A 12,588-nucleotide genomic window follows, 5' to 3' on the forward strand; every position below is an offset into this window, starting at 1 on the left:
GAAATCCGGAGTGCTTCCTTGGACATCTCCCGCAAATCGCCGTTCGGCCCTCTTCCCAGCCCTCCGCTGGCCGAGAAGAAGCCGGTCTCAGACACACGCCACGGGATCACCCGCACCGACGACTACGCCTGGCTGCGCGCCGACAACTGGCAGGCGATGTTCAAGGATCCGTCGATCCTCGATCCTGAAATCCGCGCTTACCTCGAAGCCGAGAACGCTTATATGGACGCGGCGATGGGCGACACGGCGGAGCTCCAGAAAGTGCTGTTTGCCGAAATGCGCGGCCGCATCAAGGAGGACGACAGCTCGGTGCCGATGAAGGACGGGGCTTTCGCTTACGGCACGCTCTTCGTCACCGGCGGCGAACAGCCGCATTATTTCCGCACGCCGCGCGACGGCGGCGAAAAGCACGTCCTGCTCAACGGCGACGAGGAGGCGAAGGGCAAGGACTATTTCCGCCTCTCAGGCATCGATCATACGACCGACCACGCCAAAGGCATCTGGGGTTATGACGACAAGGGCTCGGAATATTTCACGCTGCGCATCCGCGACCTTGCAACCGGCGAAGACCTTTCCGACGTGCTGGAAAACACCGCCGGCGGCGGGGTCTGGGCGCCGGACGGCAAGAGCTTCTTCTATACGCTGCAGGACGAGAACCACCGACCGTCCAAGGTCTTCCACCACATCGTCGGCCAGCCGCAGTCGGAAGACAGGCTGGTCTACGAGGAAAAGGATCCCGGTTTCTTCATGGGCGTTGGCGGCTCGTTGCTGGACGACTTCATCTATATCGACATCCACGACCACGAGACGTCCGAATACCGCATTCTTTCGACCAGTGACCTGACCGCCGAACCGAGGCTGGTCGCCGAACGCGAGGAAGGCATCGAATATTCGATGACAGAGGGCGGCGACGTCTTCTATATCCTCACCAATGACGGCGGCGCCAAGGATTTCAAGATCATGCAGGCTCCGGTTAATGCGCCGGGCAAGCAAAACTGGACGGAGGTCGTGCCGCACGAGCCGGGCCGGCTGATCATCAGTCACATGGCGTTTGCCCGCCATTTCGTCTGGCTGCAGCGCAAGGACGGCCTGCCGCAGATCATCATTCGCGACCGGAAGACAGGCGAGGAACATGCGATCGCGTTTGCGGAGGAGGCCTATTCGCTCGGCCTGCAGGGGGCAGCGGAATACGACGCCGATGTCATCCGTTTCTCCTATTCCTCGATGACGACGCCCTCGCAGCTCTTCGACTACGACATGGTGACCCGCGAGCGGGTGCTTTTGAAGACGCAGGAAGTGCCGTCAGGTCACAACCCGGACGACTACGTCACCCGCAGGGTGATGGCACCGGCCCATGACGGCGAACTGGTTCCGGTCTCCTTGCTCTATCGCAAGGATACGCCGCTCGACGGATCCGCACCCTGCCTGCTCTATGGTTACGGCGCCTACGGGATTACCATACCCGCCGGCTTCAATACCAATATCCTGTCTTTGGCCGACCGCGGCTTCGTCTATGCCATCGCCCATATCCGCGGCGGCAAGGACAAGGGTTTTGCGTGGTACGAAACCGGCAAGATGGAGCATAAACAGAACACATTCAAAGACTTCATCGCCGCGGCTGACTATCTGAATCAGCAGAAGTTCACATCTTACGCGAACATTATCGCAGAGGGTGGTTCGGCAGGCGGCATGCTGATGGGCGGCATCGCCAACATGGCACCGGAAAAGTTCGCCGGCATCATCGCCGCCGTGCCCTTCGTCGACGTCTTGAACACCATGCTGGACGATACACTGCCGCTCACGCCGCCCGAATGGCCGGAATGGGGCAACCCGATCGACTCGCCTGACGAGTATCAGTGGATCGCCGCCTATTCGCCCTACGACAATATCGCGGCCAGACCCTATCCACCGATCCTGGCGCTTTCCGGCCTCACCGACCCGCGCGTCACCTACTGGGAGCCGACCAAATGGGTGGCACGGCTGCGGGAGAAGGCACCGGGAGCAGGCCCCTATCTTTTGAAGACCAACATGGCGGCCGGCCACGGCGGCAAGTCAGGCCGCTTCCAGCGGCTCGAAGAGATCGCCTTCGAATATGCATTTGCGATCAAGGTGGCGGGGAAGATGTAGGCTGCAGTCGGGAGTGGGAAGGGGAAGATGACGGTCTATGTAGCCCTCCTGCGGGCGGTGAATGTCGGCGGTACCGGTGCGTTGCCTATGACCGAGCTTAAAGGCATCTGCGAAGAGCTCGGGTTCACCGACGTGAAGACCTATATCCAGAGCGGCAACGTGCTGTTCCGCTCCGGTGAAACGGAAACGGCGGTGGCCGAGAAGCTCGATGCGGCGCTGGGCAAAAAATTCGGCAAGAGGCCGGGCGTCATGGTGCGCACGACCGCGGAACTCGAAGCGGTCGCCGAGAACGCCCCCTTTCCAGAAGCGAAGCCAAATTTCCTGCTCGTGTATTTCCTGACCGAGACCGCCCCGGCCGATGCGCTCGCTAAAATAGTGGCGCCGGACGGCGAGGAAGCGGCCGTTGCGGGACGCGAGATCTACGTGCACTACCCGAACGGTTCCGGCCGCTCGAAGCTGAAACTGCCGGCCCTGAAGCCCGGCACCTCGCGCAATCTCAACACGATGCGGACGCTCGCGGGCCCGGCCCGCGCGATGGAATAGGCGGATGGCGCAAATGGCGGGCATCATCATTCCGATCATCTGTTACGCCATCATCTTCTATGTCGTCGGGACGATCTCCTGGTCCTTGTGGAAACAGCGGAAGAACAAGCCCCCGGCCTGGCCGCCCTACCCGCTCATCAATGCGACCGAGGAGGAGATGGACCGCAGGCGGGATGAAGTGCGGGACATGCTCTCCCGCAAGGCACTTGGGGCCGAGCGGGCGCGAAGGCTCTGGGACAAGCTGCAGCGGGCCGAAATCGGCGGAGGCCTCATCCATGAATTCCATCGCGATTTCTGCGGCCACGGTCTCATCCGCATGCAAGCAGGCATAATCCTCTGCGATATCCAGGACGGACATTTCCCGGGGCCGGCGATCGCCACCTGGGACAACGAACGGGAGTTCGTGGACTTCTTCGCCCGCCAGAGCGATTTCACCATGAGCGGCTGGGAGCCAGCCGAGCCGGTCTTCTTCACGGAAGACAAATGGTATCGGAACAATCAGCGTCTTCGAACAGAGATCATCGACAGGTTTCTCTGAAGCCGGAACGGATAGGAAACGCTGCGAAGCACGGCGCGGTTGCATTTCCTTGTCAAGCCCCTCCCCTCAAATCGACATTATGGACGCAAGCCTCGCACAAGGTTCAGCCGTTAACCATTCGTTAACCATTCTGAACACGGGCGTTCTGCCATGAAGATCGATAGCGGCCTCAACGGCTATTATTATCCGAACCGGACCCTCGACATGGACCGCAAGACCGAGGAAGCGCCTCAGCGCGAAACGGTGTCAGTTCAGCGTTCTCCCAATGCCTTGACGGGCAGCAGCACGCTGCTGTCGTCCTCGCTTGCCAATGCCCTTTGGGTAATCGAGAGCGGCGAGACGGCCTCCACCGAAGCGGAAGCGCCGATGCCGACCGTTCCCCATGACTGGGTCGAAGGCGTTTACCAGGAATTCGCCTGAACCTGAGGCATCGAATCCCTGATTGCGGGTTCACGCCGCTTCCGCCGGCGTCACCTCCACTGTGAGATGCGACAGATCCCGGATGCTCCGGAGTTTTTCCTTGTAGAAGGATGGCGCGCGGGGTTTTGACGTGACGAGCGCCACGATAGCCGCGCGATGACCCGGCCCGACCTGCCAGACATGCAGGTCCGAAATCCTGTCCTCCTCTGTCTCCACCTGCTGCCGGATTTCGTCGGCCAGATCCTCATCGTCCGGTTGGGCATCGAGCAACACCGTCGCAGTGGCGCGGATCAGCCCCCAGGACCAGCGGGCGATCACCAGGCCGCCCACCACGCCCATGACCGGATCAAGCCAGATCCAGCCATAGCCGCGGCCGAGGAACAGAGCAAAGATCGCCAGCACCGACGTCAAAGCATCGGCCAGAACATGCAGGTAGGCGGCCCGCAGGTTGTGGTCTTCGGCACCACGGCCATGATCGTGTCCACCATGGTGGCCGTGATGATGACCGCCATCATGCGCATGGGCGCCGTGATGACCATGATGGCCGCCATGATGATCGTGATGACCGCCCCTGAGCAGCCAGGCGCTCAGGAGGTTGACCGCAAGCCCGATTACGGCGACCGCGATCGCCTGATCGAAATCGATTGCAACCGGATGAGCAAGCCGCAGAAAACTCTCCCAGGCGATCAGGATCGCGATCAGGGCAAGCACGATGGCGCTCGCGAAACCGGCGAGATCGCCGAGCTTGCCGGTGCCGAACGTATAACGCGGATTGCGGGCCTGGCGGCGCGCATAGAGATAGGCCAGGGCGGAAATCAGCATCGCGCCCGCATGGGTCGACATGTGCCAGCCGTCGGCGGTCAGCGCCATGGAGCCGAAGATGGAGCCCGCAACGATCTCCGCCACCATCATCGTCGCGGTCAGCGCGATCACCAGCCAGACCTTGCGTTCGTTGCGTTCATGGTCGGCGCCTAAAAACACGTGGTCGTGTTTCAGCTCCTCGATGGAATGCGCCATCGGTTTCTCCTTTGCGTCCACTCAGCGGATGTAAGTTCTGAGCGCCTCGGCGAGTTCCTCCGCCGCCTGAGCGCGTTGCCTATCGTTTTCAGCATGCAGCACATGCTCGTGCAGATGCCCCTCCATCACCTCGCCGGTAAGCCCTGCAAGCGCGCCGCGGATCGAGGCGAGAAGCTGCAGCACCTCGCCGCAGGGCGCCTCCTTTTCCAGCGCGCGCTCGACCGCCTCCATCTGCCCCTTCAACCGGCGCACCCGCGCCAGAAGCTTTGGCTTTTCCCGAATGGTATGGGCCACGGACTGCTCCTGAATTTAATATAGGGGGGTACCCTATATCATGCCTGAGCTTGAGCGCAATCCGGGAGCCATCCCAAACGCGAGCGCAGGCTGGATGCAAGCCCCGGACAGGATTGGAACCCTAAGTCGATCTGAGCCTTACAACGAGGAGAGTCGAGATGACGACGATTGGCAGCACCAATTCATATTACGCATCCCTCCGCATCAATTTCGGCAAGAGCGACGACAGCAAGAATACGGACAACGGCGGTAACATCGCAGGCCCTCGGCAGTCATCTCCCGGCGGCATGACCGGCAGCGACACGGTCTTCGGGGCCAAGCTCGCCGACGCGCTGTGGACAATGGAAAGCGAAGGCGTCGAACTGGAGCAGAATGCCGACGACACCTGGCTCGGCGAACCGCCCTCCACGACCTATGAAGACGAATTCCTGGAACTCTCCAAGAAAACCTATGCCGAACGCATCCGTGAACAATATCTCGAAGAGCATGGCCTCACCGAAGAGGATGTGAAGGCTATGTCGCCGGAAGATCGTGAAGCGGTCGAGGCGGAAATCCGTGAGGCGATCCTCGAAGCCATGGGCATCAATGGCCAGAAGCAGGAAATCGCGATGGACATGGGCGGCGGTGCGGCAGGCGCTCAGGCGGCGGGCATTCAGGCCTCCCCCGGCAAGGCGGAGCAGGACGCCAAGGACGACCCGCTGCTCTCCATGTAGCCCCGGCAAAACAGGCCTTCTGCGGCCGCGGCCTTTTCAATCATGGCCGCTGCCGTTTTATGCTGTACTGTCGCCGTCGACATCACCATCGATCACGCGGGATGCGCAGCCTTCCGCATACCATTCCCATTCCGCCCGCGACCGCCGCAGCATCTCCATTGCGAGAAGCAGCCAGAAACCGGCCGCCAGGGCAATCAGCGCCCAGAACGGCCGCATGCAATCCCTCGAAAACCCTCCGAACCTTTCATGATCGTGGCTAAAGCACGCGCTCTTCATGTCACCTCTCCGCTTGTCTCCCTGCAGATGGCGACCTAGATAATTGCTATAGTCACTAGAGCTTCAAGAGGAATTTTGCGACATGCTGTCGATCGGCGATCTTTCGAAACGCACCGGCGTCAAGGTGCCGACCATCCGCTATTACGAGCAGATGGGCCTCATCGCGGCAGCCGAGCGCTCCGAAGGCAACCAGAGGCGCTACGAAAGAAGCGATCTCGAGCGGCTGGCCTTCATCCGCCACGCACGCGACCTCGGCCTCGACATCCCGGCGATCCGCGAGTTGATCGCGCTCAGCCAGCATCCCAGCGAGCCATGCGCCAATGCCGACCGGATCGCCGCCGACCATCTCGCCGCCGTACGCCAAAAGATCGAGAGGCTGAAGAAGCTGGAACATGAACTCGAACGCATCGTCTCCCAGTGCGACGGCGGCCATTCGATCGAGGACTGCTACGTGATCCGGTCACTCTCCGATCACGGGCTGTGCGAGAGCGAGCATTGATATTTCTAACCCAATGGGCTAGTCTTTGCACATGAAAGCGCTACAAACTGTCGCGGAACTACCCACTTTCGCGAATCAAAGCGGCAGCTGTTTTCTCCGCCGAGGAGAAGGAAGAGGTTATTTCCTTTCTGGCGGCAAACCCGTTGGCCGGCGACGAGATTCCCGGTACGGGCGGTGTGCGCAAGGTCCGTGTGCCCGCGAAGGGCAAAGGCAAGCGTGGTGGCGCTCGCGTCATCTACTACTGGTACAGTGAGAATGCGCCGCTCTATGCCTTGCTTGTCTATGCCAAGAACAGGAAGACTGATCTGACACCGGGCGAAGCCAAGGCTGTTTCATCGCTGGCCAAGGCCATCAAGGATCACCACAGGGCGAGGATGAAGTAAGATGTCCAAGATGTCGAAAAAGCCGAGTTTTGGTGCTGAGCTGATTCAAGCCATGTCCGAAGCGCTCGCTCATGCCAAAGGCGAGACTGCGAGCGGCACAATCGTCCATCACATCGACGTGGATATGCCTGACCCCAAGCTTATTCGCCAACAGCTTGAACTTACCCAGGACCAAATGGCGCGGGTGCTCGGCATGAGCGTCCATGGTTACCGCAAGTGGGAGCAAGGGCATCGCCGGATGAGCGGGCCGGCCGCCAACCTCCTGCGCGTCATGGAAAAGGAGCCCGAAGCGGTATTGCGGGCACTTTTAGCAGCGTGACGCCTGGCGTCGTACACCTGTCATGCGAAAACAGTAAGGGCCACCTTCCAACACAACCGGTTGCCCAGATGTCCGCCCTCTTCCCTCCCCTTTCCCCTTACGAAACCGGTTTCCTCGAAACCGGTGACGGCAACCGGATCTTCTTTGCGCTTTCGGGCAATCCGGACGGCAGGCCGGTGCTCATCCTGCACGGCGGGCCGGGCTCGGGCCTGTCGGAAAGCGCGAGGCGGCATTTCGATCCGAGGGTCTGGCGCATCATCCAGTTCGACCAGCGTGGCTGCGGCAAAAGCACGCCGAATGCCGGCGATTTCGACAACGCACTTGCCGACAACACGACCCGGCATCTGATCGGCGACATCGAAGGGCTGCGGGAAATGCTCGGCGTCAAACGCTGGCTCGTCTTCGGAAATTCCTGGGGCGCGACGCTGGCGCTCGCCTATGCCGAGACTTTTCCCGAGCGGGCGAGCGCCATCATCCTCGCCGGCGTCACCACCACCCGCTGGAGCGAGATCAACTGGCTCTATAACGGGCTTTCGCTTTTCCTGCCGGAGGCATGGGAGAGATTCGTCGCGGCAATCCCCGAGCGGCTGCGCGGCGATCATCCCGTCGCCGCTTATCATACCCTTCTGAACGACCCCGACCCGGCCATCCGGCAGAAGGCGGCCTTCGACTGGCATGCCTGGGAAGCAGGTTCAATCTCCGCCGACAGCCAGGCCGGGCTACCGGAGCGCTGGCGGGACCCGGCCTTCGTGCTCGCCCGCGCAAGGCTCTGCGCCCATTATTTCCATCACCGCGCCTGGCTGGAGGACGGGCAGTTGCTTGCCGATGCACATCGGCTCGCGGAAATCCCGGGCGCGCTGATCCAGGGCCGGCTCGACCTGCAGGGACCACCGGCGACGGCCTATGCGCTTTCCAAGGCATGGCCGGGGAGTGAGCTCACCCTGGTCGACAATGCAGGGCATTCGGCGAGCGATCAGGGCATGGCGGAAGCGATCATGGCCGCCGCGAGACGTTTTGCGGATTACGACTGATCCGCCTGCCCATCCGGCACAGCGACGTCCTTCAGGATATTCAACGCTTCACGTAATGCCGTCGAACGGTTGCGAGGGTCGTAAAGGGCAGCGAGGCTGAGCGTCAGCGAGGCGGGATAGGGTTCGATCCGACGCCGGGCGGTGCCCGCGATGTCGATGCTTCTCGACTGGACCGGCGCCAGGCCGATACCCAGACCGGCGGCCACGAAGGAAAGCTGGCTGTGGAGGCGGCCCGCCGTCGCGGCGACAGTCAGCGGGTGTCCTGCAAGCCTGCATTGATCCCTGATCGCGGCGTAAAGAGAAAGTCCCTGCCCTTCCGGAAAGAGGATCATCGGTTCTCTCGCCAGTTGCACGAAACCTATCTGCCGTTCCGCACTCAAAGGATGATCCTCCGGCAGCACCGCGTCGAACCGGTCTTCGGAGAGGATTTCGACGGAAAGCCGCGGTTGCGTTTCCACCGGCGGATGGCCGAGACCGAGATCGATCCGGCCAGCGGAGATCAGCTCGACCTGTTCATTGGTCGTCGCTTCATGGAGGTCGAAGTCGGCTTCCGGATTGGCCTGCCGCAACCGCCGGATCGCCGCCGGCAGGATGTGGTAGAGCGCGGCCGAGACAAAGGCGATCCGAAGCCGGTTGCCGGCTTTGCGGGCGGCCTGTCTGGCAAACTGCCGGGCGCGCTCCTCCGCGTTCACGATCGCGAGTGCTTCCTCCCGAAAGGCCAGTCCGGCAGCCGTCAGAACGACGCGCCGGCTGGTGCGCTCGAACAGCCTGACGTCGAGTTCGTCCTCCAGGCGGGCGATGGCGCGGCTGAAATGCGGTTGCGCCATCCCGACCGCCCTCGATGCCCTGCCGAAATGCAGCGTCTCCGCGAGCGCGAGAAAACATCGGATCTGGTTGAAATCCATCGATGTCAATTCTGGTATCGGATGAGACCAGTCCGCATCATTGATGCATCGGTCTCCCATCGTCTACCTCTTCGGCATCACAATGAAAGGAGGCAGCGATGAAAATGAGGATTCTGGCAATGCTGTTTGGTGCGGCACTTTCCGGCGCTCTGCCGGTCGAGGCCCATCACGGATGGGGCTATTACGATACTACCCGGCCTATCTATCTTTCCGGACGCGTCACTTCTGTCTCGTGGCGCAATCCGCATCCGGAGATCACAGTCGAGAACGAGGCCGGCGCGCTTCCATCAACCTGGGACGCTCTTCCCGTGCCGGAGGAACTTGCGGAACTCGGCTTCGAGGCGACGCTTCGGCGCGTCCAGCCTGCCGCCCCGGCGGAGCGATGGACGCTCGATCTCGCACCGATCAACCGGCTGGAAGCCTGGGGCATGCCGCGCGAGCCAAAGGCGGGCGACGTCATCACCGCCATCGCCTTCCCCTCCTGCAGCGAGGAGGGCGTTGCGCGGCCCGCCCTGATCGTGCTCGACGGGGTCGGGGTCCGGCAGCAGTCGGTCGCGCTGCCCGCCGGCTGCAGCGGCGATCCGCGAGGGTGATGCAATGCTCGCCGCGCTCGAAAATCTGGATCTCGTGATCGCATTGCGCCGCTCCGTCTGGGCCTATCCGATCATAAGCTGGCTGCATATCCTCGGCATCGGCCTTCTGTTCGGCTCGATTGCCGTCGTTGATCTGCACCTTCTCGGGCTGATGAGGAAACTGGACGGGAGCGCCGTCCGGCGCTCGCTGGTGCCGGTCGCGATTGCCGGCTTCTGTCTTGCGGCGGCGACGGGCGTCCTGCTCTTTGCGCCGGCGGCGCGGGAATATCTTGCCAGCCCGTTCTTCCGGCTGAAGCTTCTGCTTCTTCTCCTTGCCGGAGGCAATGCCGTTCTGCAGCGCATGATCGATCACCGGAGCCTGCGCGCGGCTGCACCTCTCTGCGGCCTGGCTTCGCTCGCCCTCTGGGTCTCCATCATCTTCGCAGGGCGGATGCTCGCCTTCGGATGATTGCGCTTGACAAGCCGCGCGAACGGGCGCATTTGAGCGCCATGATCAAGACGCGCACACACATCGCCTGCTCGTACTTTTGGGCCTACCTGTAAGGGGCGGCCGACAGATCATCATGTCAACAAGCCGCCGTCAGGCGGCTTTGTTGTTTCAGACGGCACCTGACGGCTACACAAGACCGAAAAAGGATGCCGGAAATGACCGAAGATACCGAAATCTCACTGCCACGGCCGCCCGTCGTGACGATCCGCAGCGCTAAGTCGCGCGACCTGCCCGAGCTCAACGAGATGATCGCCTTGCTCGCGGCTCATCACAACGATCCCGCCGCCATCACGCCCGAGAAGCTCGAACGCGACCTTCTCGGCCCGATGCCGTGGATCACGGCGCTGGTCGCCGATACCGGTTCGGAACTGATCGGTTACGCCATCCTCGTGCCGCTCTACCGGGCGCAGGAAGGCGTACGCGGCATGGACCTGCACCATCTCTTCGTGCGCGACGGCCATCGCGGCCATGGGATCGGCCATCATCTCGTCTCGCGTGCCCGTGAGATCGCCAAGAATGCAGGATGCGACTATCTTTCGGTCAGCGCCGCAACCGGCAATGTCGCCGCCCACCGCTTCTACGAGCAGATGGATTTCAAGCCGCGCCCGGTCACCGGCATGCGCTATATGCAGGCGCTGGCGTAAGGCAAACCGGCCAGGGCCTATCCGGCGGCCTTGGCCAGGACCTTGAGACTTTTGCCAGGCCGTTCAGCAGCCGAAGCGGCGCGCCGGTGAACTTCGGGACTAACCCGGAGCATCATCTTGCCAGAATAGGTTTCTGCGGCTCCTTTCCAATCCTGGCGCAAGTCTCGATATAATCATCGACCGCCTCTTGAAAGGCAGCGCGCAGTGCATCGATGCTGTCGGCGTGAAAGCCTATTCTGTCTCGGATGCCGGCGATATGGCCGACGAAGATTTCATCTTCCGCATCGAATTCGATGCAGGCGGAATAACCTTTATATTCCAGAATATTCATGGCTCTATTCCCCACACCCCGGTATTCCGCGATTCAGCCGGACAGCGCTAAACTCCATACAATTCATTTCGGGAAGCGGCTGAGATGCTCATGGATGATCTTCCAGTCCGCCTCTTCTTTGCGAAGCACGGTCGTCCCGCGCCCTTCCCCTTCGAAGGTCTTGCCGTCGATCTCCGCTTTCCAGCGGAAACGATAGATGCAGCTCGCGGCTTGGTCACCCGTGGCGATCCAATCGACGTCTTCGAGCCAATAGGTTTCGTTCCGGAGCTTGGCCCAGGTATCCTCGAATGCTGCCCTTATAGCCGCGATTCCGCTGTGCGTGCCGTCCGTGAACCAGAAGATCGCATCAGCCGCAATGAGCGGTTCAACTTCCTCGAAACGACGGAGGTTGATCTTCGCTTCGTACAGTTTCATGTGATCCTGTGGCGTCATATCGTTCTCCGTCTACGCTGCTTGCCCAGTTCGGACGCTAACTCGCGGCGACAGACGTTGCCATAGGAGATTTGACTACCGTGCCGGCACCGCCTTCAGATAGGCTGCGATCGCTTCCAAATCGCTCTTCGGCAGATGCGCCAAGTTCTGCTGTACCTCGACCATCGATCCGCCGACGGAATCATATTCCGGCGTGAAGCCGGTTTCGAGATAGCTGGCGATGTCGCCCTCGCTCCACGAACCGATATCCCGAGACCCCGGCGTGATATTGGGGATAGTGCCCCGTCCTTCCGGGTTGGGGCCGCCGGCCAGCCAGCGGTCCGGCTCGAAGCCACCGAGCGAATTGCGCGGCGTGTGGCATTCGCCGCAATGGCCGGGACCTTCCGCCAGGAACTGGCCGCGCCGGACCTTTTCATCGGCCGAGGCGAGTTCGACACGCGGCTGATCGTTGAAATAGAGGAATTTCCAGCCGCCCACTGCCAGCCGGATATTGTAGGGGAACTGCAATTCGTGCGGCGGCGCGACATTGCTGCTTGCCGGCAGCGTCTTCAGGTAGCCGAAGAGATCATTGATGTCCTTGGCCGAAAGCCTGGCATAGGAGCCGTAGGGGAAGGACGGATAAAGATGCTCGCCATCCCGCCCGACGCCTCGGGTCATCGCGTTGCCGAACTCGGCGAGCGTCCAGTCGCCGATACCGGCGCTCGGGTCTGGCGAGATGTTCGGAATATGGAAGGTGCCGAAGGGGCTCGGCAATGCACGGCCGCCGGCGAGCACTTTCAGCGCATCGCCGGTAGAGTTCTGGGCCGCGTGGCAGCTCGCGCAGCCGCCCGCCCAGAAGAGCTGCTCGCCGTTGACAATATCCGGTTCGCCGAGATCGGCCCAGTAGGTATCGGGATGCGGATCAGGCTTCGTCAGCGCCCAGGCTACCCCGGCGCCGACAGCGACGATGACCACGCCGGCACCCAGGACTTTCGTCCACCGAGACGCCATGCTCTTCTCCTTCATCATTTCATGCAAAACCGGCGGCAGGCGA

Annotated in this window: 19 protein-coding genes and 1 pseudogene; 12 read left to right on the forward strand and 8 right to left on the reverse strand. The window is 61.7% G+C overall.

The window, feature by feature from the left end:
• Nucleotides 1-18: 18 nt before the first annotated feature.
• The 4 genes from ABK249_RS22165 to ABK249_RS22180 all read left to right on the forward strand — a co-directional run bounded on the left by ABK249_RS22165 (nt 19) and on the right by ABK249_RS22180 (nt 3,628).
• Entirely contained in the window at nt 19-2,127 is a 2,109-nt protein-coding gene (locus tag ABK249_RS22165) for a S9 family peptidase (RefSeq protein ID WP_348864026.1), read from the forward strand.
• 27 nt (nt 2,128-2,154) lie between these two features.
• Entirely contained in the window at nt 2,155-2,670 is a 516-nt protein-coding gene (locus tag ABK249_RS22170; RefSeq protein ID WP_348864027.1) for a DUF1697 domain-containing protein, read from the forward strand.
• Between the two features lie 13 nt (nt 2,671-2,683).
• On the forward strand, nt 2,684-3,208 hold the full coding sequence (locus tag ABK249_RS22175) for a hypothetical protein (protein WP_348864028.1): 525 nt from the start codon (nt 2,684-2,686) through the stop codon (nt 3,206-3,208).
• A gap of 150 nt (nt 3,209-3,358) precedes the next feature.
• Nucleotides 3,359-3,628 carry a hypothetical protein gene (locus tag ABK249_RS22180; RefSeq protein WP_210051589.1) on the forward strand — a complete coding sequence of 90 codons (270 nt, stop codon included), beginning with the start codon at nt 3,359-3,361 and terminating at the stop codon, nt 3,626-3,628.
• Between the two features lie 30 nt (nt 3,629-3,658).
• Here the strand turns inward: ABK249_RS22180 and dmeF are convergent, their stop codons facing one another.
• Nucleotides 3,659-4,645 (reverse strand): CDF family Co(II)/Ni(II) efflux transporter DmeF, encoded by a 987-nt coding sequence (gene dmeF, locus ABK249_RS22185; RefSeq protein ID WP_348864029.1) that lies wholly within the window; start codon nt 4,643-4,645, stop codon nt 3,659-3,661.
• A gap of 21 nt (nt 4,646-4,666) precedes the next feature.
• Complete coding sequence (gene dmeR, locus ABK249_RS22190) at nt 4,667-4,939, reverse strand: Ni(II)/Co(II)-sensing transcriptional repressor DmeR (RefSeq protein WP_227702210.1); 273 nt, start codon at nt 4,937-4,939, stop codon at nt 4,667-4,669.
• Nucleotides 4,940-5,097: 158 nt separating this feature from the next.
• On the opposite strand from dmeR, the gene ABK249_RS22195 reads away from it, so the two are divergent.
• Nucleotides 5,098-5,652, forward strand: coding sequence for an HAD family hydrolase (locus tag ABK249_RS22195; protein WP_052183128.1), 555 nt, complete (start codon nt 5,098-5,100; stop codon nt 5,650-5,652).
• 57 nt (nt 5,653-5,709) lie between these two features.
• Here the strand turns inward: ABK249_RS22195 and ABK249_RS22200 are convergent, their stop codons facing one another.
• Nucleotides 5,710-5,868 (reverse strand): hypothetical protein, encoded by a 159-nt coding sequence (locus ABK249_RS22200; RefSeq protein WP_161784807.1) that lies wholly within the window; start codon nt 5,866-5,868, stop codon nt 5,710-5,712.
• A gap of 142 nt (nt 5,869-6,010) precedes the next feature.
• Here ABK249_RS22200 and ABK249_RS22205 point away from each other — a divergent pair, with 142 nt between their 5' ends.
• From ABK249_RS22205 to pip, 4 genes and pseudogenes are all read left to right on the forward strand, one after another.
• On the forward strand, nt 6,011-6,427 hold the full coding sequence (locus ABK249_RS22205; protein ID WP_037157722.1) for a MerR family transcriptional regulator: 417 nt from the start codon (nt 6,011-6,013) through the stop codon (nt 6,425-6,427).
• Between the two features lie 31 nt (nt 6,428-6,458).
• Nucleotides 6,459-6,810, forward strand: a pseudogene (locus ABK249_RS22210) (type II toxin-antitoxin system RelE/ParE family toxin).
• A gap of 1 nt (nt 6,811) precedes the next feature.
• Entirely contained in the window at nt 6,812-7,129 is a 318-nt protein-coding gene (locus ABK249_RS22215) for a helix-turn-helix domain-containing protein (RefSeq protein ID WP_227702207.1), read from the forward strand.
• Between the two features lie 68 nt (nt 7,130-7,197).
• Entirely contained in the window at nt 7,198-8,160 is a 963-nt protein-coding gene (pip, locus tag ABK249_RS22220) for a prolyl aminopeptidase (RefSeq protein WP_227702206.1), read from the forward strand.
• On the opposite strand, the gene ABK249_RS22225 is transcribed toward pip, so the two are convergent.
• A complete protein-coding gene (locus tag ABK249_RS22225) occupies nt 8,151-9,065 on the reverse strand; it encodes a LysR family transcriptional regulator (protein ID WP_348864030.1) in 915 nt (304 codons plus the stop codon). The two genes, pip and ABK249_RS22225, sit on opposite strands and share 10 nt — an antisense overlap.
• Nucleotides 9,066-9,163: 98 nt before the next feature.
• Here ABK249_RS22225 and ABK249_RS22230 point away from each other — a divergent pair, with 98 nt between their 5' ends.
• The 3 genes from ABK249_RS22230 (at nt 9,164) to ABK249_RS22240 (ending at nt 10,792) form a co-directional block, all read left to right on the forward strand.
• Nucleotides 9,164-9,658 (forward strand): DUF6152 family protein, encoded by a 495-nt coding sequence (locus tag ABK249_RS22230; RefSeq protein WP_348864031.1) that lies wholly within the window; start codon nt 9,164-9,166, stop codon nt 9,656-9,658.
• Between the two features lie 4 nt (nt 9,659-9,662).
• Nucleotides 9,663-10,106, forward strand: coding sequence for a hypothetical protein (locus ABK249_RS22235; protein ID WP_348864032.1), 444 nt, complete (start codon nt 9,663-9,665; stop codon nt 10,104-10,106).
• A 197-nt stretch (nt 10,107-10,303) separates the two neighbouring features.
• Nucleotides 10,304-10,792, forward strand: coding sequence for a GNAT family N-acetyltransferase (locus tag ABK249_RS22240; RefSeq protein WP_415926470.1), 489 nt, complete (start codon nt 10,304-10,306; stop codon nt 10,790-10,792).
• A gap of 17 nt (nt 10,793-10,809) precedes the next feature.
• Here the strand turns inward: ABK249_RS22240 and ABK249_RS34035 are convergent, their stop codons facing one another.
• The 4 genes from ABK249_RS34035 to ABK249_RS22255 all read right to left on the reverse strand — a co-directional run bounded on the left by ABK249_RS34035 (nt 10,810) and on the right by ABK249_RS22255 (nt 12,545).
• On the reverse strand, nt 10,810-10,908 hold the full coding sequence (locus tag ABK249_RS34035) for a toxin-antitoxin system HicB family antitoxin (protein ID WP_463139873.1): 99 nt from the start codon (nt 10,906-10,908) through the stop codon (nt 10,810-10,812).
• Complete coding sequence (locus ABK249_RS22245; protein ID WP_463139874.1) at nt 10,905-11,123, reverse strand: type II toxin-antitoxin system HicB family antitoxin; 219 nt, start codon at nt 11,121-11,123, stop codon at nt 10,905-10,907. The genes ABK249_RS34035 and ABK249_RS22245 overlap by 4 nt, the downstream gene beginning before the upstream one ends.
• Nucleotides 11,124-11,186: 63 nt before the next feature.
• On the reverse strand, nt 11,187-11,555 hold the full coding sequence (locus ABK249_RS22250) for a YybH family protein (protein ID WP_348864035.1): 369 nt from the start codon (nt 11,553-11,555) through the stop codon (nt 11,187-11,189).
• Nucleotides 11,556-11,630: 75 nt separating this feature from the next.
• Nucleotides 11,631-12,545 (reverse strand): cytochrome c, encoded by a 915-nt coding sequence (locus ABK249_RS22255; RefSeq protein ID WP_348864036.1) that lies wholly within the window; start codon nt 12,543-12,545, stop codon nt 11,631-11,633.
• Nucleotides 12,546-12,588: the final 43 nt, after the last annotated feature.

It is taken from the genome of Neorhizobium phenanthreniclasticum (assembly GCF_040066075.1).
Classification (GTDB): Bacteria; Pseudomonadota; Alphaproteobacteria; order Rhizobiales; family Rhizobiaceae; genus Neorhizobium; species Neorhizobium petrolearium.

Bases quoted from the DNA above. Each gene is read 5' to 3' on its own strand.
- dmeF (WP_348864029.1), bottom strand. From the start codon at position 4,645: ATGGCGCATTCCATCGAGGAGCTGAAACACGACCACGTGTTTTTAGGC.
- ABK249_RS22175 (WP_348864028.1), top strand. From the start codon at position 2,684: ATGGCGGGCATCATCATTCCGATCATCTGTTACGCCATCATCTTCTAT.
- ABK249_RS22230 (WP_348864031.1), top strand. From the start codon at position 9,164: ATGAAAATGAGGATTCTGGCAATGCTGTTTGGTGCGGCACTTTCCGGC.
- ABK249_RS22225 (WP_348864030.1), bottom strand. From the start codon at position 9,065: ATGGATTTCAACCAGATCCGATGTTTTCTCGCGCTCGCGGAGACGCTG.
- ABK249_RS22205 (WP_037157722.1), top strand. From the start codon at position 6,011: ATGCTGTCGATCGGCGATCTTTCGAAACGCACCGGCGTCAAGGTGCCG.
- ABK249_RS22255 (WP_348864036.1), bottom strand. From the start codon at position 12,545: ATGGCGTCTCGGTGGACGAAAGTCCTGGGTGCCGGCGTGGTCATCGTC.
- ABK249_RS22235 (WP_348864032.1), top strand. From the start codon at position 9,663: ATGCTCGCCGCGCTCGAAAATCTGGATCTCGTGATCGCATTGCGCCGC.
- ABK249_RS22215 (WP_227702207.1), top strand. From the start codon at position 6,812: ATGTCCAAGATGTCGAAAAAGCCGAGTTTTGGTGCTGAGCTGATTCAA.
- pip (WP_227702206.1), top strand. From the start codon at position 7,198: ATGTCCGCCCTCTTCCCTCCCCTTTCCCCTTACGAAACCGGTTTCCTC.
- ABK249_RS22245 (WP_463139874.1), bottom strand. From the start codon at position 11,123: ATGAATATTCTGGAATATAAAGGTTATTCCGCCTGCATCGAATTCGAT.
- ABK249_RS22195 (WP_052183128.1), top strand. From the start codon at position 5,098: ATGACGACGATTGGCAGCACCAATTCATATTACGCATCCCTCCGCATC.
- ABK249_RS22170 (WP_348864027.1), top strand. From the start codon at position 2,155: ATGACGGTCTATGTAGCCCTCCTGCGGGCGGTGAATGTCGGCGGTACC.
- ABK249_RS22180 (WP_210051589.1), top strand. From the start codon at position 3,359: ATGAAGATCGATAGCGGCCTCAACGGCTATTATTATCCGAACCGGACC.
- ABK249_RS22240 (WP_415926470.1), top strand. From the start codon at position 10,304: ATGACCGAAGATACCGAAATCTCACTGCCACGGCCGCCCGTCGTGACG.
- ABK249_RS34035 (WP_463139873.1), bottom strand. From the start codon at position 10,908: ATGATGCTCCGGGTTAGTCCCGAAGTTCACCGGCGCGCCGCTTCGGCT.
- ABK249_RS22200 (WP_161784807.1), bottom strand. From the start codon at position 5,868: ATGCGGCCGTTCTGGGCGCTGATTGCCCTGGCGGCCGGTTTCTGGCTG.
- ABK249_RS22250 (WP_348864035.1), bottom strand. From the start codon at position 11,555: ATGACGCCACAGGATCACATGAAACTGTACGAAGCGAAGATCAACCTC.